The following is an 18,847-nucleotide window of genomic DNA, read 5'->3' as shown; positions in this document are numbered from 1 at the left end:
TGTGTCTCCTTGTCGTTGCGGGTGATCGTTGCGGGTGGTTGTTTTAGATATGAGAATCCGGCAGGCCACCGAACGCGTCGACAGGCGAGACACCGGTGAACTCAGACTTGCCCTCTAGTTTGTCCAGCACTGCGTCCAAGGTGTAGTCCTTGTCGTCGTAGGCGTTGATGAACGTCTTGATCTGTGGGACATCCGGCAGGTGGTTGGGGCACGCGAACGAGATGAAGATGGTGGGTACCTCGTGGACGTACCATGGGATATCCATGGTGCCCTTCGTGGATGGCCAGTACACACGCTCGATCGGCTGCATCAAGCCGTTAACCTTCGCGGCAGAGATGACCAGGTCGTAGTTGTCGGTGATATCCGAGATTGGAGCCTTGCCCTCGTAAGCGCTCATGACCAGCTTGGCCAGCTCGTCGTCGCCTTTGCCCTTAGCCTTATCCAGCAGGGTTTCGAAGACCTCCACCTCGTAGCCGCGCTCTTCCATTTTCTCGGCCAACTTATTGGCTGGACGGCCGGAGCCACCGCCAAGCGATGCCATCGGGTTCGGGGAGCCCTCGATTGGGACGATCAGCACACGCTTGTGCTTCTCTGGGGAGATGGGCAGAGGCTGGAAGCGCTTGTCCTGATTCTTGACCAGGGTAATCGCCTTGTCCGCAACCTCTTTTGCGACAGCCTCGGACTCTGGCAGGCCGATGGTGGCCATTGCCTCGTCCTTCGGCTTGAGCATGTCTTCGCGGCTCATCTTGTGCAGGCCGATCTTTGCTTTCAGGCCCAAAGTGCGGGTGATTGCCTCGTTGAGGCGCTCCTCGGTGAGTCGACCGTCCTTGTATGCCTCCATCATCCAGTTGAAGTCTTCCTCTGGGTCATTGAAGAACAGGAAGAGGTCGCAGCCAGCCATGATGGCGGTTGGCAGTACTTCACGACGAGGCATTGCACCGGTCATCGCCACCATGTGGGATGCGTCTGTGACCACAACACCCTGGAAGCCAAGCTTCTCACGCAGCAGCTGGGTGGTGATCTCGTAAGACAGGGTTGCCGGCATGATGTCCTCATCGGTCATCTCCGGGTTGTAGTGCTTCTGGTAAGAAGGCAGAGCGATGTGGCCAGCCATGATGGACGGCAGGCCAGCGTCGATAAGTCCCTTGTACACCTTGCCGAAGGTTTCGTCCCATTCTTCCATGGACAGCCAGTTCGGAGCCGATGAGAGGTGCTGGTCGCGTTCGTCGATGCCGTCACCAGGCCAGTGCTTCGCAGCAGGCATGATGTTGTGCTCCATGATGCCTTTCATATAGGCCTTGGACATCTCGAGTGTCATGTCTGGGTCTTGTCCCCAGGTGCGAACGGAGATGATTGGGTTGCGCCAGTTATTATTCAAATCAACGATCGGCGCGAACGACCAGTTACAGCCGATAGCGGATGCCTCGAGCCCGGAGATGCGGCCCATCTCGTAGGCGTACTTTGGATCGTCGGTAGCAGCAATCTTGACTTCCCAACCAACGTAAGTGCCGTCGTTAGCAGCACCGTCGCCGCCTGCCTCGGTGTTCGCTGCGATCAGCAGAGGAATTTTTGCGTTATCTTGCAGGATGCGGTTCTGTTCCCAGATCTCGTCGGCCGGGCCTTTTTGGTAGCGGACACCAGCAATGTGGTAGTTATCCAGGACATCCTTGAGGTATTCCTCGGTGCGCGAGGAACCCATGTTGATAAAGAGCTGACCGATCTTTTCTTCGTCGGTCATGTTTGCGAGAGTTTCTTCAACCCACTTCACAGCCTCGTCATCGAGGTTATAGGGGGTAGCTTTCAAATCGACCATGTGACAAACTCCTTGAGTTGTGTGTTCTAGGACGGGTTTCATCCCTAAGTGTAATGATAATATCCGACACTTGGGTGCCTTCACTGTGAATCGTATCACTTTATTGGCTTTGGTGTGGCGGTTCATGCGTTGACCAGCGGGAAACCCAATCCGCTCGTCGCTTATCGACAAAGCCCTAGGCGTCGCGCTTTTCCAGCAGGATCAGGCCAATAACCCAGAAGACAGCGGCAAACGCGGAGAAAATCCCAAACGAGGTCCAGATACCCCAATCGGTGCTGGGCAGATCCATAACAAACTGCCTGAGGTTATTGAAGGGTGCGTACTTGTAGATGTCTCTGCCAACCTTGGGGATGAGGTTGAACATGCCCTCGAGGATGAGCCACCACACCAGCACCAGTGACACAGCGCCGGCGGTTTGGCGGATGATCCAGGCGATGCCCTGACAAAAGACCACAACCATAGCCACAGCCAACGGCAACACCCACAAGCTGCGCTGAGCTGTTTCTTTGCTGGTCCATTCCACGGAGTGTTCTGCAATTGCATCTCCTGCCGTGTAGGAAATCACCAGTGTGATAAATGTGAGCGCCATCGCGATGATGACGTAGAGCAGCAGTTTTGCCACCGCTACTTCCCACCGCCGTGGGGTGACTTGGTAGTTGGTGCCGGAGACTTTGAAGCGGTACTCGGTGGTGACAATCATGATCGCCTGGATCATGATCACAGCCAGCGAGAAGGTGTAGAAGCCAGAGCTGACCAGCAATATTTCGTAGACCGGCATTTCCGCACTGTCGAGCGCGGCGAACAGGATGGTCCAGCCGATCGTGAACGCGAGGATGAGTGCGGTGGTCCACCAGAACGAGGCGGTGGTGCGCAGTTTTGTCCATTCAGCAAGCATGTTTCGCACGATCATTTACTTGGCCTCCCCTTCGGTCTGCGTGGTTGCAGGTAGCTGTCCAACTCCGCCTTGGTACTGGACGGAATCCTCGGTGGTTTGGAGGAATGCGTCCTCGAGCGATGCTTGGCGTTCTGCCAGTTCTGCCAGCATGACTCCAGTGGAGTAGGCAAGGGCACCGATCTCGTCCGAACCGTGGTCGGCGATCTCGAGGGTGGGGCGGTTTTCCGCGTCGCGGGCCTCCGTGAAGGCGATGCCTTCAACACTGAGGGCGTACTTGAACTCTTCGTAGTGCTGGGTGCGCACCACGGTGGTCACGGTGGAGTGATCCTTAATAAACTCGCGCACCGAGGTATCGGCTACCAGTCGGCCACGGCCGATCACCACGAGGTCTTCGGCAGTCAACGCCATTTCGGACAGCAGGTGGGACGACACCAAGACGGTGCGGCCTTCCTTCGCCAGCGACTGCAGCAGGCCGCGGACCCACCGAATCCCTTCGGGGTCTAGACCGTTGACCGGTTCGTCGAGGATCAAGATTTCTGGGTCGCCCAGCATTGCGGCGGCTAGCCCAAGTCGCTGGCCCATCCCTAGCGAGAAGCCACCCGCTTTTTTCCTGGCGACATCGGACAGCCCCACGAGGGCAAGTACTTCGTCGACACGCGAGGAGCTGATCCCCGATGCCCGGGCCATCCACAGCAAGTGGCTGCGTGCAGAGCGGTTGGGGTGCGTGGCTTTTGCGTCGAGTAGCGCTCCCACGATTTGTAGTGGTTTGCTCAGGTCACGATACTTTTTGCCGTTGATGGTGGCGATGCCCGCGGTGGGAGCATCCAATCCCAAAATCAACCGCATCGTGGTGGTTTTACCTGCACCGTTGGGGCCCAGAAAGCCTGTAACCACACCCGGATTCACATCAAAAGTGAGGTTATTGACCGCCTGGACCTGACCGTATCGCTTTGTCAGGCCGCGTATTTCAATCATGGGTACTAGCGTGCCATAAAACTTGCTTCAGCGAGCGTTCAAACGCAGGTAATAGCGGTAATTCGTTAATATTTTCCAGGTCAACCCAACGCAGTTCCAAGGATTCTTCGTTCGCAGTGAGCGGAATCTGTTCGTCGTTTCGTGTGCGCGCGGTTACTGTGGTGTAGCTCCAGCCTGATGCGAACGGTCCGGCCGTGATGAGCGCGCCGGTGACTCGCACTAGATCCTGGTCGAGCGCGGTCTCCTCCTTGGCCTCCCGGAGGGCAGCCTCCACGGGTGTTTCGTGGCTGTCGCGGGCACCACCGGGTAGTGCCCAGGTGCCCCCGTTGGCGGTCCATTCAGCGCGGTGTTGCAGCAGCACTTGGTTCCCAGCCTGCAGGAATAGCCCGGCGGCACCGTAGCGGCCCCACAGCCGCGCACCACCTGGACCGTCAAGCCAGCCATTGCCGTCACCAATCATGAATTCCAGAGTAGCCTTAAATGAGGTTTTGCAGGAACCTCCAAGTGGTCATCACCGACTAGGTCACGATAGGGTACAAGTATGAGGCGCAGCACACCAGATCATGCGTCGAGCCCAGACAGTGAGCTCGACAACGTTATCGCTGCTGCGCTTCACGACGACGCACTTGCCGACGGCCCCGACGGGCCGGACGATTTCCACGAACACGAGATCGGGGAAGACGCTTGGCTGGACCGGATTCATGACCGACCGCAGCACAAATCGTGGAAAGATCGGCTCGGCGAATCGTTTAGCATGCCGGCGCAATGGGCGTGGCGCACGTGGTCTTTTGTGTCCACCACACCAGGCACGATGGTGGCAGGTACCGTCTTTTTGACGCTTGCCCTGTTCGCTGCGGGTTCAGCGATGTCGCAGTCATCGGCGGCGCGCCAAGCGTCTCTGGACACGTTGGTCACAGCAACTGAACCGATGAGTAATTCCACGCACGTGCTGTACACCTCGCTCTCACAGGCCGACACCGTTGCTACGACCAGCTTCGTGGACAGCGGGGTAGAAACTGCGGAGGAGCGCGCTGCCTATAACGCTGCGATCGACAGAGCCGTCTTGGCTGCGAACTTGGTGCTTTCTTATGCGGCAGATTCGGAGATTGAAGCAGCTGACGAGGTCCAGGGTTTGGTGGTTGAAATTCAACGCCAAGTGCCGATATATACCGGCATGATAGAAACAGCGCGCACTAATAACCGGATGGGCAACCCCGTTGGCGCGGCCTATATGTCTGATGCCTCGGCATTGATGCGCGAAGAGTTGCTCCCGATGGCGTCGCGCTTATTCGACATCACGCGCGGCCAGGTGTCCACAGAGCAGCGCCGCTTAGCATTCCCGCAGCTGTTCCCACTTTCGGGCTTGCTTGCAGCGATCTTTTTCCTGGTGCTGGCACAAGTGTGGCTGGCACGCGTGACACACCGTCGCCTCAACCGTGGTTTCTTGGCGGCCACCGCGCTCATGAGTATTGCTGTGCTGTGGGTGGTGGTCTCGAATGTGGGCACCTGGGTGGCTGGCAACCGCGGATTCGAGCAAGCTGCCCAACCGTGGGATGAGCTGACCACCAGCCGGATTGCGGCGCAGCAATCGCGTACCGAAGAGACGCTGGCCTTGGTGCGTCGCACCTCTGTGGAGGGCCAGACTACTACCTCATTCGATGAGACGTATGCCGCGGTGTCGCAGGCGCTGTCCAATGCCGAAAATGACACGAACACTAACCTGATTCGCATCGCACGCACCAGCCTGGACGATTGGCGGGCAGCACACGAAAGATTAGGTGTTGCCATGGATCACGGCGATTATGAAGAAGCCGTCTATGTGGCCACCAGTGAGGTCTCCCCGCCTCAAGAGGAACCGACGGCTGCACAGTCTTACCAGCGGTTGGATGCCATTTTGTCCGAGCTGATCAATGATTCCCGCGAGTCGCTGCGTAATTTTATTAATGATGGGCTTGCCGCAACCAACTTGGTGGCCGCGTCAGTGATGGTGCTGTCGTTGTTATCGATTGTTGCGATTTGGTTGGGTATTCACCCTCGGATCCAGGAGTACATGTGATGCGACGGTCCATGTGTGCGGTCCTGGCTGGTGTGCTCGTCGGCACGCTCACGCTGACTTCGTGTGTTGCCGACACCCCGTCCGCCCCACCTGAGCCCCTACCGGTCAACCGCTCTGGCCCACCATTGCCCGCCGGGTCCCGGCTGGAGCCTGCCGACGCCACACCACCCGAACCTGAGCCGGATGAAAAGCCGTATGGTTCCTTACGGCCTGATGATGCCACACCGCAGGAGCGGATTCCTGAAGTGTATGAACGCGGTCGGCTCATCGTGGGTGTTGACCAGTCGCAGCATTTGCTGAGCTTCCGCGACCCGGTGACCGGCGATTTGGAGGGCTTCGAGGTGGATTTGTCACGAGAAATCGCCAACGACATTTTCGGTGCTCACCAACCGGTGGATTTCCGCTTCGTCGATTCGGCCGACCGCGCTAGTGCACTGCGGGAAGGGCGTGTGGATATTGTGATCCGCACCATGACGATTACGCGCCCCCGCCAGAACATAGTGGCCTTTTCCGCCCCGTATCTGAACGCTAATCTGCGGCTTTTGGTGCCACGCGGCTCGGACATTTCGACGGTGGACTCCGTTGGCGATGGCATCTTGTGTGTGGCTGACGGCTCCACTGCCGTCAACACCGCCCGCACGGAAGCACCGAATGCACAACTGTTGCTCACTACGAAGTGGGCCGACTGCCTGCTCGCGTTACAGCAATTCCAGGCCGATGCGGTGCTTGCCGACGACACCATCCTGTCGGGCATGGCAGCACAAGACCCCTCCACCACCATCGTCTCCCTGCCACTTGAGCGGCAGGCCTATGGAGTGGGTGTGGCATTAGGTAATGACGGCATGGTGCGCCAAGTCAACTCCACCCTTGAACGGATCCGCCGCGACGGCACGTGGTGGGATATGTACAACCAATGGTTCGGCCCCTACCTCCACTCGCAAGGCCCACCGCAGCTGACTTACCGGGAGGAAGAACCCGACGATGAATAAGCCCAACCAGCCCATCCGGCCCGAGGAGCAGGGCACTGAGGCTGTCGCCTTCGACCCATTCGCAGACGACGATGACTGTGGCACAGAGCTTGGTGGCACAGAGCTTGGTGGCACAGAACCCGGCACCGCCGCTGTTGCTTTCGACCCATTCGCCGACGATGAATACGGTGACGATGATGACGAGTACACCGATTTGGGCGAGCTATCCCACCTGCTCAAAGACCTCGACTCCTTGCGTGATTCACACGGATCGCAGGAGCAAGAGGACACGTCGACACGGGCGCGTCGTCAAGCGCTGTCTACCTTCCGCTCGCGCAGGGGCACGCGGCGTACCTCCCGCACCGTCGCGGACGGCATGGTGGAACTGCCGTGGGTGCCGCCGACGAAGCCAACCGACGCGCTGATCGACCCGAAGGAAGCTCAGAGGGAAAAAGGGATTTCGGCGCCACAACTGCTGCCGGGCGACATGGTCGCGGGCCAATACGAAGTACTCGGCGTGATCGCGCACGGCGGCATGGGCTGGATCTACCTGGCGCAAGACCACTTTGTGTCCGAACGTGTAGTGGTGCTCAAGGGTTTACAGGCGGAAAAATCCGCAGACGAAACCGCCGCCGCCGAAGCTGAGCGGGAGTTTCTGGCGGATATCACGCACCCCGGCATCGTGAAGATTTTCAACTTTATCGATGATCCGCGTGTACCCGGCGGTTTCATCGTGATGGAGTTCGTGGGTGGGCCGTCGTTACGCGTACGCCGCAACGCCCAAGACAAAGGCGTGCTGCCGATCGACGTGGCCATCGCCTACATCCTCGAAGTGCTGCCTGCACTGGACTACCTGCACTCGCGAGGAGTGGTCTATAACGACCTCAAGCCGGACAATATCATCGTCACCGAAGACCAGGTCAAACTCATCGACTTAGGTGCGGTATCCGGCATCGGCGCGTTCGGCTTTATCTACGGCACCAAAGGCTTCCAAGCTCCCGAAGTATCCACCGAAGGCCCGTCGATCGCCTCAGACATCTACACCATTGGGCGCACACTCGCCGCACTGACCGTGCACCTGCCGCAACAAAACGGCATCTACCGGCAAGGCTTCCCCTCGCCCACCAAAGAACCCACGTTTAGGCGCTACCTCTCCTTTTATCGATTCCTCCAACGCTGCTGCCACCCCGATCCGGCACGCAGATTCTCGTCGATAAGCGAGCTTGAACCCCAACTCTTCGGCGTGCTGCGCGAAGTCATCGCACTGCGTGACGGGGTGACCTACCCGGCGCAACACTCCCTGTTCTCGCCGCAAAGAACCACCTTTGGCACCAAACACCTGGTGTTTCGCACCGACCAGCTGCTCGACGGCATCGACCGCACCGTCGAAATCACCGCCCAAGAAGTTGTCACCGCGCTGCCCACCCCCCTGATCAACCGCGACGATGTGGCCGCCCCCATGCTGTCCGGCTCCTCCTACGCCGAACCGCAGGAAACGCTCGAATCGCTGCGCCAAGCGATGCAGACTTCTGAGTATGAGCACTCCGCCGAAATCCCGTTCGCCGTGGTCCGCGCCATGCTCGAGCTCGGCCTGACGGCGCAAGCACGCAACTGGCTGGCCTCACTGTCCGACAAGTTATCCAACAACTGGCGCTTCCAGTGGTACTCCGGCATCACTGAACTGCTTCTCGACGACTACACCGGCGCCCAACAATTCTTCGTCCGAGTACTGGAAATCTTGCCCGGCGAGGCCGCCCCGAAACTCGCCATCGCGGCAGTCGACGAGCTGATGCTGCAGGCACACGGGATGGTTGGGCAGTCGCTTCTCGACGACGCCACAGCACGTGCCACCAGTGGTATTACCTCACACCTAGGCACCCTCGACCCAGAAACGTTTGAAGACCTCACTGCCGACTGGACCCACCTCACCACCAAACCCGTGGATCTACGTTTTAACGCCATGCGCCTGTACTCCATGGTGTGGCTGACTAACCCCACTACGGTCAGCTCCGCGTTCGGGCTGGCCCGGCAGTTGATGGCCGAAGGGCAAGTTGAGCTGGCTGTGATGGCGCTCGACAAAGTGCCACAAAGCTCCCGCCATCACCGCATGGCACAACTGACCTCCATACTGAACCTGATTGCCCACGAACTCACCGAATCCCGCATCCGGCGCGCAGCCCGCCGGCTGGAAGAGATCCCCACCAACGAGCCCCGCTTTCTCCAGATGAAGATCGCTGTACTCAGCGCCGGGCTGAACTTTCTGCGCGACGCCGGCGTCGATGCAGCCGCCTCACCCAACCAGCTCTTCGAGTTTGACTTCACCCAAAACGGGCTCCGCTCCGGCCTGGCCTACACTCTGCGCCAACAAGCCCGCCTCTCCCCCTACCCGCGCCACCGGTACGCGTTGGTTGATATGGCCAACCAGGTGCGCCCCACCACCTGGTTCTAAAGGCCTTTCAGCCCGGGCCTAATCCGGGCCGAGCCCGGGCCTAGTCCGGTTGAGCTAGTGCTTAAGCAAACTTGATCGCTTTCTGCGCGATCGCCAGCTCCTCATTGGTGGGAACCACGAACACGCGGATGGTCGAATCGTCAGTAGAAATCTGGCGGGCACCGTCGGCACGCGTCTCGTTGCGCTCCGGATCAACCTTGATGCCGTAGTGCTGCAGGCCGGCCAGCGCGTCACGACGAACACGGTGATCATTCTCGCCCACACCAGCGGTAAAGGTGATGGCATCAACGCGGCCTAACGCAATCATGTACGCGCCGATCATGCGTCGCAGCTGGTGAATGTACACGGTGTAGGCCAGCCAGGCGTTTTCGTCTTCGTCTTCTTCAATCATGCGGTGCAGGTCACGGAAGTCGTTCACACCGGACAGGCCCTTCACACCAGATTCGCGGTTGAGCAGCGCGTCGATCTCATCAATACTCATGCCACCGTTGCGGGCGAGGTGGAAGATGATGCCGGGATCAATGTCGCCACAGCGCGTACCCATCACAAGTCCCGCCAGTGGGGTCAAGCCCATGGAGGTATCGATCGGGTTGCCGTCCTTAATGGCAGATGCAGAAGCGCCATTGCCCAAGTGCAGCACAATCTGGTTGCAGGATTCCTTCGGTCGTTTCAGCAGTGGTGGCACCTGCTCCGAGATGAACTCATGGCTGGTGCCATGGAATCCGTAGCGGCGCACCTGGTTCTGGGTTGCAACCTCAGCATTGATGGCGTAAATCGCCGCAGCTGGTGGGAGATCCCGGAAGAAACCAGTATCAAACACGGCAACGTGGGGAATGTCCGGCAGGATCTGGCGGGCCACCTCAATACCGTCGATGTTTGCAGGGTTGTGCAATGGTGCCAGCGGGATCAGGTCGCGGATCATTGACACAACCTGATCATTAATCAGCTCCGGGGCCGAGAACACCATGCCGCCGTGGACGACGCGGTGGCCAACTGCGGCGATGTCAACCTGGGTTGGGCCACAACCTAAATCATTCAGCATTCGCATGGACGTTTCCAAACCAACAGTGTGGTTTGCGATAGGCTGTTGCACAGCATGCTTTTCGCCGTTGACCTTGACCGTCAGGCGCCCCTGGGGTTCACCGATCTGCTCCACAACACCAGAAACAAACGGGGCATCTGAAGCAGTTGCTGCAGGGTCGACGATCTGGAACTTAATCGACGACGACCCCGAGTTAATTACCAGTGCATACGCCATTAGTTGGAACCTCCAGCCTGAATTGCGGTAATCGCAACGGTGTTGACAATATCCGGGACAGTAGCACCGCGGGACAGGTCATTGACCGGCTTATTCAGGCCCTGCAAGATCGGGCCCACCGCCAGCGCACCACCGGTACGCTGCGCCGTTTTATAGCCGATGTTGCCCGCCTCCAGGTCAGGGAACACGAACACATTCGCATGCCCTGCAACAGGAGATTCAGGCATCTTGCGCGCCGCAACTCCTGGGTCGCAGGCGGCGTCGAACTGCAGTGGGCCGTCCACAGCCAGCTCAGGGTTCAGCTCGCGGGCTTTCTCCAGAGCGGCAACGGAACGCTCTACGTCTGGGCCCGCACCGGAACTACCCGTGGAGTAGGACAAGATAGCAACCTTGGGATCAATCCCGAACTGTGAGGCGGTACGCGCAGACACCACAGCGATCTCGCCGAGCTGTTCTGCCGTAGGATTCGGGTTCACCGCACAGTCACCAAATGCCCACAGGCGGTCGCGCATGACCATCAGGAAGATCGACGACACCACTGAGGCCTCCGGAGTAGTCTTGATCACCTGCAGCGCTGGGCGCAGGGTGGCAGCAGTCGTGTTAACGGCACCGGAAACCATGCCGTCGGCGAGGCCTTCCTGCACCATCATCACTCCGAAGTAAGAAACGTCCTCAACAGCCTTGCGCGCATCTACTTCAGAAATGCCCTTGTGCTGACGCAGTTCATAGAACTTCGCAGCGAACTGGTCCAGTAGCTCAGAATTCTTGTAGTCCAGCAGTGTCGCGGCAGACAGATCCAAGCCGAGGTCGTCGGCCCGCGCCTGCATCGACGCAGGATCGCCGAGGATGGTGAGTGTGGCGATCCCCTGGCGTAGCAGCTGATCAGCGGCAGTAAGAATGCGATCATCTTCGCCCTCCGGCAGAACAATGTGAGAGCCTACAGCCTTCGCGCGTTCCAGCAGCTGGGCTTGAAACACGGGCTCAGAAATCACGGTGGGGGCCTTGATAGCTAGTGCGTTAGCAAAGCGGGCTTCGTCGTTAAGCTCGTGCTCGGTGACGGTATCCGCAACAACAGCGCCCAACTCAGCCACACGCTGTGCGGCAAGATTCGAGCGACGCTGATCACCGTCAGTCACCATGATCAGCGGAATGCCTAGGGCCGCAGCAACATCGCCGTCGAAAGTGAGGCTGCCGGTACCCACCACCAGTGCGGGGCCATCAGCCAGGGGCTTCGCCGCGTAAATGTCACCCACAGAATCGTTGTAATCGTACAGACGGATCAGGTTCAAATCGTGCTGCTGAGCAAGAGCTTCGAGGTTGATGCCCTCAAAGTTGCGGTTAATGACGGTGATCAGTGCTGATCGCTTATCTGCCATGGGCCTTACCTTTACCTTTCGTCGGTGTTCGTCTCGTCGGTGTTCGTCTCGTCGGTGTTCGTCGCGCTTGCAGGTTCATCGCCCCAGTCTAGCGGGATTCGGGGCACCTGACAGCCCAAAATAAGGTCACATTCCGCCATTGACGCAGTACCCTATACACTAGTCTGCGTAAATCCGATTTAGAACACATTAGCGTAAAGAAAGTAAAGGAATTACATGAATACTCCGCTTCGCGTTGCAGTCGTCGGCTCCGGCCCAGCCGGCATTTACGCCTCCGACCTGCTCACTAAGTCCGATGTCGACGTACAGGTTGACCTGTTTGAGCGCATGCCCGCCCCGTTCGGCCTGATCCGCTATGGTGTCGCGCCTGACCACCCTCGCATTAAGGGCATTATCAAGAGCCTGCACAACGTGTTGGACCGCGAAGAGATCTGCCTGATTGGCAATGTGAACGTCGGCCAGGATGTCACCGTGGATGAGCTGCGAGAGTTTTATGATGCCATCGTGTTTGCCACTGGCGCTACCGCCGACAAGGACCTGCCAATCCCAGGCGCGGACCTGGACGGCCACTTTGGGGCCGGCGAGTTTGTTGGTTTCTACGACGGCAACCCTGACTTCACCCGCGACTGGGACCTGTCTGCAGAAAAAGTTGCCGTAGTGGGTGTGGGCAACGTTGCCCTGGATATTTCGCGTATTCTGGCAAAGACCGCCGATGAGCTGAAGGTCACCGAGATCCCAGACAACGTCTACGACAACCTGGCTAAAAACGCCGCGAAAGAAGTCCACATCTTTGGCCGCCGTGGCCCAGCGCAGGCGAAGTTCACTCCACAGGAGCTCAAAGAGCTGGACCAGTCCGACACCATCGAGGTCATTGTCGATCCGGAAGACATTGATTACGACGAGGCCAGCGTGAAGGCCCGCCGCGAAACCAAGGCAACCGACCTAGTGTGCCAGGTACTGGAGGGCTACGCCATGCGCGACCCGAAGGAAGCACCACACAAGATTTATATCCACTTCTTCGAATCCCCCGTAGAGATCCTCGGCGAAGACGGCAAGGTTGTCGGTTTCAAGACCGAGCGCACCGAGCTTGACGGCAACGGTGGCGTGAAGGGGACCGGCAAGTACAACACCTGGGACGTACAGGCTGTGTACCGTGCGGTAGGTTACCGCCCGCAGGGTGTCGAAGGTGTGCCTTTTGACGAACAGAATTCTGTTATGCCCAACGACAATGGCCACGTGCTGACCGAACCAGGGGGCGAGATCGTTCCCGGTCTGTACACCACCGGCTGGATCAAGCGCGGACCCGTTGGCCTGATTGGCAACACCAAGTCCGACGCAAAGGACACCACCGCGATGCTTCTCAACGATTACCACGCCGGCAAGCTCGCCACGGCGCAAAAGCGCGACCCGCAGGACATCCTCGACTTCTTAGAGGAGCGCGAGATCCCCATTACCACGTGGGATGGCTGGTACAGCCTGGATGCGGCCGAGCGCAAGCTGGGTGAAGCAGAGGGACGTGAGCGGAAGAAGATTGTTGAGTGGGCGGAAATGGTCAAACACGCTCACCCCAAGGGCTAAGCGTGCGATCTTATCGCAACCATAGGGCAAACCAAATGCGTACAGGGTATCGTTGAGCATATGAAAACAATGCTGTCTGTCCTCCGCCTAGCGGACCTCTCCCCTTTCGAAATTCATTCCATGTACAAGCTGCGCGTCGACGTTTTCGTCCACGAGCAGAAAACTCCGTACGCAGAAATTGATGATGCCGACGCACACCAGGACACCCGCCACGTCCTAGCCTGGCGTCCCGACGGTCCCCACACCGAGGTGATGGGTGTTGCGCGCATCTTCCCTAGCGACGCTGAAATGGTCTTCGGCCGTCTCGTCGTCAAGCCCGAATACCGCGGCACAGGCCTCGCGGGCAAGGTGGTTCGTAGCGCACTGAAGTACGCCTATGAGAATTATCCAGGAAAGGACATCACGCTCGAGGCACAGGCGAAGCTGACGGATTATTACGCGGACTTCGGATTTGAAGCCGAAGGCGAACAGTACGAGGACACGGGAGCACCTCACCAGAAGATGCGCTTGACCTCGGCGAAACTTGCGCAGTACATTCTGAAAAACCCCGTGAAGTAGCCGAAAATCAAGGCCCGACTGTGATCACGCGGTCGGCAGCCTCCGCCCGTTGCCGCGCCTGCCCGATGGTGTCAGCGGTGGACACGACGATCCCCATGCGCCGCCCAGGGTAGGCGTTCGGCTTGCCGAAGAGCCGCACCTCTGTTTCTGGAACGGCCAATGCGGTGGACACTCCGAGGTAGCTGACGGTGTCGAGGCTTTCCGACGAATGCACAAACCGTGCTGCCCCCGGCGAGGTCAGTGTCACATCAATCGGCAAGCCCATGATGGCCCGCGCGTGCAGATCAAACTCGGAGAAGCGTTGCGTGGAGGTGGTCAGCGCACCTGTGTCGTGGGGGCGCGGGGTGACGGAAGAAAAGTAGACGTCATCACCTGCCACGAAAAGTTCAACACCGTACACGCCGCGCCCACCCAGCGCGTTAGTGATCCGTGCGGCCATGGACCGAGCATTATCCATTGCGCCTTCACTCATTGGCGCTGGCTGCCAGAATTCCACCAGCCGGCCAAGGGAATGTCGCTTGCCGATCGGCTCGCAGAACCAGGTAGCTAACTCACCTGTATTTGGATCAATGGAGCGGACGGCCAAGATAGTGACTTCGTAATCAAAGTTCACAAAACGCTCCACCACCACCTGCGGATCTATTGAGTGCGGCTCAAAAGCATCATGCCACGCCCGTTCAATCTCTTCGGGAGCTTCAACTAAGGTATGTCCACGGCCCGAGGTAGAGATCGCCGGTTTCACAATGCACGGAAACCCTAGTTCCTCTGCCGCGTCCTGCGCCTCTTCCACGGTTGCTGCGAAGCGGTAGGCGGTCGTCGGCAAGCCCAATTCTTCGGACGCAACCCGACGGATCCCTTCGCGCGACAACGTCAGTTCGCAGGCTTTAGCCGTAGGCACGACAACTGCGCGGCCATCCTCCTCTGCGCGACGCAGAGCTTCAGTTGCCACCGTCTCAATCTCCGGCACGATGAAATCCGGCTGCACCTTGTCAATCAGCATTTCCACCTGCTGCGGGTCACAAATATCCGCGATATAAGAGTAGTGCGCGGATTGGTGGGCGGGAGCGTGCTCGTACCGGTCCACGGCGTGGACTTCCAGACCGAGCCGCTGGAAAGACAACGTCAGTTCCTTGCCTATTTCACCGCTGCCCAACAACAAAACCTTCGTGGCGTTATTGGTCATGGGGGTACCAAGAGATGGGTTGCGCATACCCAGCATTATCCCATAGACACCTGAAAGCGCCGCCCGGCCCCCGGCTATCGCGGGGTCAGGCGGGTACCGTCGATAAGCTCAACCGCGTAGGCGGGAGGGCATTACGCTTCTCGACGCTGCGACAATCCTAACGCTTCATCACATCGCGGCGCACGATCGTTTGATCGCGTCCAGGGCCCACACCGATATAACTAATCGGGGCACCGGAAAGCTCCTCGAGGCGCAGCACGTAATCCTGGGCTTTCTGTGGCAGCTCCTCGAACGTGCGGCAGCCGGTAATGTCTTCCTCCCAGGCCGGCATGGTTTCAAAAATGGGTTCCGCGTGGTGGAAATCGGTCTGGGTCAGGGGCATGTCGTCGAAACGCTTGCCGTCCACGTCGTAGGCCACGCAGATCGGGATCTCACCGATGCCAGTGAGCACATCCAACTTGGTCAGGAAATAGTCGGTAAAACCGTTCACACGCGACGCGTAGCGGGCAATCACACTGTCATACCAGCCGCAGCGGCGCTTACGGCCGGTGTTCACGCCCACCTCGCCGCCGGTAGTTTGCAGGTACTCGCCCCACTTATCAAACAATTCGGTGGGGAACGGGCCCGCACCCACGCGCGTGGTATACGCCTTAATGATGCCCAGGCTGGTTGTAATCTTGGTCGGGCCAATACCCGCGCCCACACACGCACCACCGGCAGTGGGGTTTGAGGAGGTGACAAACGGGTAGGTGCCGTGGTCCACGTCCAGCATGGTTGCCTGGCCGCCTTCCATGAGCACGTGTTTACCTTCGTCGAGAGCCTTGTTCAGGACGTACTCGGAGTCAATCACCATCGGTTTTAAGCGATCGGCGTAGCCCAGGAAGTACTGCACCATTTTCTCGGCTTCGATAGCTTTGCGGTTATACATCTTCACCAGCATCTGGTTTTTCACGTCCAGTGCGGATTCGATCTTCTGGCGCAGGATAGACTCGTCGAAAATATCCTGCACACGCAGGCCCACGCGGCCCACCTTGTCAGAATATGCCGGGCCAATACCACGGCCGGTGGTGCCGATCGCCCGCTTGCCGAGGAAGCGCTCCTGCACGCGGTCCAACGTCTGGTGGTACGGCGCCACCAGGTGTGCGTTCGCCGAGATACGCAGGCGGGATGCGTCCGCACCGCGCGACTCCAGCCCGTCAATCTCTTCGAAGAGTGCCTCTAGGTTGATCACCACACCGTTGCCTAAAATCGGGGTGGCATTTTCACTGAGCACGCCTGCCGGCAGCAGCTTCAGCTCATACTTTTCGCCGCCGACAACCACGGTGTGCCCAGCGTTATTACCACCGTTAGGCTTTACCACATAGTCGACCAGTCCGCCCAGGATGTCCGTTGCTTTACCTTTGCCTTCGTCGCCCCACTGGGCGCCCACGATGACAATTGCAGCCATGGTGATCACTTCCGATCTACTCAGTACTTGTGCCGGGATTATTGTACCCGGCGCGCTAGGATCTACCGACATGCGCCTGATCTTGCTTTCTTGTGGAGTTCCGCTCCGCCCGGACACGGAAGACATCGAAACCGTCGAGCTTCCCGAGGTCCCGTCGCGCGCAGATCTTCGTTTCTTGGACGCGCTTGCCGACGACATCCTGCCGCACGATCCTACTCCCTCCCTTGATGAGATCGCCGCACAACCCGATGTGGCGCATATGGGCACCCCGCAGCTGGCACCCCAACCTATTGAGGATCCGGTCCGCGTAATCGTGCACGGTACGGACGCGGCCCTGTCGGCTGTTCTCACCCGCATGATGCGTGCCGACTACATGTGGATGCAGGTCGCCTACCTCCCTACCGATGTCTCCTCAGCCGCAGCCATCAACTGGGGGCTGACCGAGAGTAATGCGTGGGAAGTTGCGGTACGTGGCGCGGTGAAACCTGTGCCCACCATCCGCACAGACACTTCCTCTGTGGTGGCTGGTTCAGCAACCCTTACCCGCTTTTCGCGTGACGACGACGGCCCTGCCGCCGGTGGTATCGGCGAATATATTGGGGAAATTGTGGTGGATTCCCAGGTGTTGCTCCACCGGGTTGATGAGGGCGATTCTGCACGCCACTTCGGCCAATTCGGCGCGCGCTTGGTTCCCATGACTGATGCGCCGGGGATTGTGGCTGCTCCCTTGGTCACGCCGCGGGTCAGCGAGGGCCGGGCGTCGTCACGCAATCCACGCCAACTGCAGACCTGGCTGACTACGCCCGGTCTGCGCTGGTGGGCGCGGAGTCAGGCGGTAGCGACTAACCAGGTGGATGGCTCCCGCATGCTTACCGGGCGTGCGGTGCAGTCGGGCGGGCTGGATATTTTGATCACGATTGATGGGGTGGACCATCCGCGGCCGGTTAAACGCGTGACGTTTTACCGCCATCTTCGTGATACGCAGGCGGTTCGACCGTAACCCCAAAATGGCTCGCGTGACCGATATCACATTAGGTATTTTTTCTTTAAAATGGGCAGCCGGATCACAGCTTGCCTTACACTTTAAATGGTTATAAACCACTCTTTATGCAATACATTTCAGCAGGTCAAAAGATTGTCATCACGTGATTTCTGGCAATGGTACCGAAATTAAGGGAACTATGCAGCAAACTTTATGGACACTCGCTCAACTTGGCTTTAAGCCACAACCGCAATTCGCGAACCTACCTACAGTGGATGATGTTCCGCCACGCACTCCGAACTTATGGAGGCGGTGCGAGCGGAGAAAAATTTTCAACATTAGTTACAAGGAGTTATTACATGACTAACCCAAACAACCAGACCTACCGCATCGAAGACCTAGCTACGGCAACCGCTTACGACAACTCGGGCGACAAGCTCGGCTCCGTCAAGGATGTCTATATCAACGACGCAACTGGTCAGCCAGACTTCGTCGACGTTAACCACGGCCTGTTCAACATGAGCGACTCCATCGTTCCGCTGCGTGGCCACTCCCTGCGCGACGGTGAACTACACCTCGCTTTCTCCAAGGATCGCATCAAGGATGCCCCAGAAATCGGTGAGAACGGTCACCTGACCAACGAGGACCAGGACGCGGTCTACCGCCACTACGGCCTGGAAAACGTTGAGACCACCGCACGTTACGCTGACAACGCCGCAGGCGTGGCTGCTGGCGCCCCAGGCGCAGTTGACCACGAGCGCCGCGAAGCTGTTAGCAACGATGACGCAACCATGATTCGCTCCGAGGAGCGCCTCAACGTTGACAAGACCCGCGAAGAGACCGGACGAGTCTCCCTGCGCAAGTTCGTTGAGCACGGCACCGAGACCGTGGAGGTCCCAGTGGAGCGCGAAGAGGTCCGCGTCGAGCGCAAACCAATCTCCGCTGCTGAGGCAGCAAACCTCCGCGGCCAGGACCTGGGTGGCGACGAGGCATCTGTGACCCTGCACGAAGACCGCGTCAATGTGACCAAGGAATCCGTTCCCGTTGAGAAGGTTTCCCTGGACAAGGACGTTGTTCGTGACACTGAGACTGTTACCGAGGATGTTGCTAAGGAGCGCATCGAGGCTGAGCACACTGATGGTGTGAACAACCGCGACCCTCGCTAAGCCCCACTTTCCCGAAACGCCCCCGGCACTGGCTTAGAACCAGCCCTCCCGGGGGCTTTCCCCTACCCAAGCACGCATGTCTTAGAGTCGCGAAAATCACTAAAATGGGTTTCCCTGGGTTTCCCCACGCCTTTGAAGGAGAA

At 58.7% G+C, this 18,847-nt stretch carries 15 protein-coding genes; 7 read left to right on the top strand and 8 right to left on the bottom strand.

The annotated features are described in order from the left end of the window. Positions 1-43: 43 nt before the first annotated feature. The 4 genes from CKV99_RS00595 to CKV99_RS00580 form a co-directional block, all read right to left on the bottom strand. Complete coding sequence (locus tag CKV99_RS00595) at positions 44-1,813, bottom strand: glycoside hydrolase family 3 protein (RefSeq protein WP_092259869.1); 1,770 nt, start codon at positions 1,811-1,813, stop codon at positions 44-46. Positions 1,814-1,988: 175 nt separating this feature from the next. Beyond that, positions 1,989-2,723, bottom strand: a complete 735-nt coding sequence (locus CKV99_RS00590) for an ABC transporter permease (RefSeq protein WP_092259866.1) — start codon at positions 2,721-2,723, stop codon at positions 1,989-1,991. Next, positions 2,724-3,683 (bottom strand): ABC transporter ATP-binding protein, encoded by a 960-nt coding sequence (locus CKV99_RS00585; protein ID WP_092259864.1) that lies wholly within the window; start codon positions 3,681-3,683, stop codon positions 2,724-2,726. After that, positions 3,676-4,143: an NUDIX domain-containing protein gene (locus CKV99_RS00580; protein WP_092259862.1), complete on the bottom strand. Its 468-nt coding sequence runs from the start codon at positions 4,141-4,143 to the stop codon at positions 3,676-3,678. The genes CKV99_RS00585 and CKV99_RS00580 overlap by 8 nt, the downstream gene beginning before the upstream one ends. Positions 4,144-4,224: 81 nt before the next feature. Here CKV99_RS00580 and CKV99_RS00575 point away from each other — a divergent pair, with 81 nt between their 5' ends. Genes CKV99_RS00575 through CKV99_RS00565 form a run of 3 tightly spaced genes read left to right on the top strand, consistent with a single transcriptional unit; the run spans position 4,225 to position 9,156 of the window. Beyond that, on the top strand, positions 4,225-5,739 hold the full coding sequence (locus tag CKV99_RS00575; RefSeq protein ID WP_092259860.1) for a hypothetical protein: 1,515 nt from the start codon (positions 4,225-4,227) through the stop codon (positions 5,737-5,739). Beyond that, complete coding sequence (locus CKV99_RS00570; protein ID WP_092259858.1) at positions 5,739-6,728, top strand: glutamate ABC transporter substrate-binding protein; 990 nt, start codon at positions 5,739-5,741, stop codon at positions 6,726-6,728. The genes CKV99_RS00575 and CKV99_RS00570 overlap by 1 nt, the downstream gene beginning before the upstream one ends. Further along, positions 6,721-9,156 carry a serine/threonine protein kinase gene (locus tag CKV99_RS00565; RefSeq protein WP_092259856.1) on the top strand — a complete coding sequence of 812 codons (2,436 nt, stop codon included), beginning with the start codon at positions 6,721-6,723 and terminating at the stop codon, positions 9,154-9,156. Before CKV99_RS00570 ends, CKV99_RS00565 begins: the two co-directional genes overlap by 8 nt. 61 nt (positions 9,157-9,217) lie before the next feature. On the opposite strand, the gene CKV99_RS00560 is transcribed toward CKV99_RS00565, so the two are convergent. Both CKV99_RS00560 and pta read right to left on the bottom strand, forming a co-directional pair. Then, entirely contained in the window at positions 9,218-10,414 is a 1,197-nt protein-coding gene (locus CKV99_RS00560) for an acetate kinase (protein WP_092259854.1), read from the bottom strand. Then, positions 10,414-11,790 carry a phosphate acetyltransferase gene (gene pta / locus CKV99_RS00555; protein ID WP_092259852.1) on the bottom strand — a complete coding sequence of 459 codons (1,377 nt, stop codon included), beginning with the start codon at positions 11,788-11,790 and terminating at the stop codon, positions 10,414-10,416. Before pta ends, CKV99_RS00560 begins: the two co-directional genes overlap by 1 nt. A gap of 216 nt (positions 11,791-12,006) precedes the next feature. On the opposite strand from pta, the gene CKV99_RS00550 reads away from it, so the two are divergent. Both CKV99_RS00550 and CKV99_RS00545 read left to right on the top strand, forming a co-directional pair. Beyond that, positions 12,007-13,368 (top strand): FAD-dependent oxidoreductase, encoded by a 1,362-nt coding sequence (locus CKV99_RS00550; protein WP_092259850.1) that lies wholly within the window; start codon positions 12,007-12,009, stop codon positions 13,366-13,368. Between the two features lie 60 nt (positions 13,369-13,428). Then, positions 13,429-13,926 (top strand): GNAT family N-acetyltransferase, encoded by a 498-nt coding sequence (locus tag CKV99_RS00545; protein WP_092259848.1) that lies wholly within the window; start codon positions 13,429-13,431, stop codon positions 13,924-13,926. Positions 13,927-13,933: 7 nt separating this feature from the next. On the opposite strand, the gene purT is transcribed toward CKV99_RS00545, so the two are convergent. Both purT and CKV99_RS00535 read right to left on the bottom strand, forming a co-directional pair. After that, positions 13,934-15,136, bottom strand: a complete 1,203-nt coding sequence (gene purT, locus CKV99_RS00540; RefSeq protein WP_169872586.1) for a formate-dependent phosphoribosylglycinamide formyltransferase — start codon at positions 15,134-15,136, stop codon at positions 13,934-13,936. Positions 15,137-15,266: 130 nt separating this feature from the next. Next, complete coding sequence (locus CKV99_RS00535; protein ID WP_092259846.1) at positions 15,267-16,556, bottom strand: adenylosuccinate synthase; 1,290 nt, start codon at positions 16,554-16,556, stop codon at positions 15,267-15,269. 70 nt (positions 16,557-16,626) lie between these two features. Between CKV99_RS00535 and CKV99_RS00530 the strand changes: the two genes are divergently transcribed. Continuing rightward, positions 16,627-17,556 carry a hypothetical protein gene (locus CKV99_RS00530; protein ID WP_092259844.1) on the top strand — a complete coding sequence of 310 codons (930 nt, stop codon included), beginning with the start codon at positions 16,627-16,629 and terminating at the stop codon, positions 17,554-17,556. A gap of 341 nt (positions 17,557-17,897) precedes the next feature. Continuing rightward, a complete protein-coding gene (locus CKV99_RS00525) occupies positions 17,898-18,704 on the top strand; it encodes a DUF2382 domain-containing protein (protein ID WP_092259842.1) in 807 nt (268 codons plus the stop codon). Positions 18,705-18,847 lie beyond the last annotated feature (143 nt).

It is taken from the genome of Corynebacterium cystitidis (assembly GCF_900187295.1).
Lineage (GTDB): Bacteria > Actinomycetota > Actinomycetes > Mycobacteriales > Mycobacteriaceae > Corynebacterium > Corynebacterium cystitidis.
The sequence above is the reverse complement of the archived record's forward strand: the minus strand, read 5'-3'. Positions and strand labels throughout refer to the sequence as shown.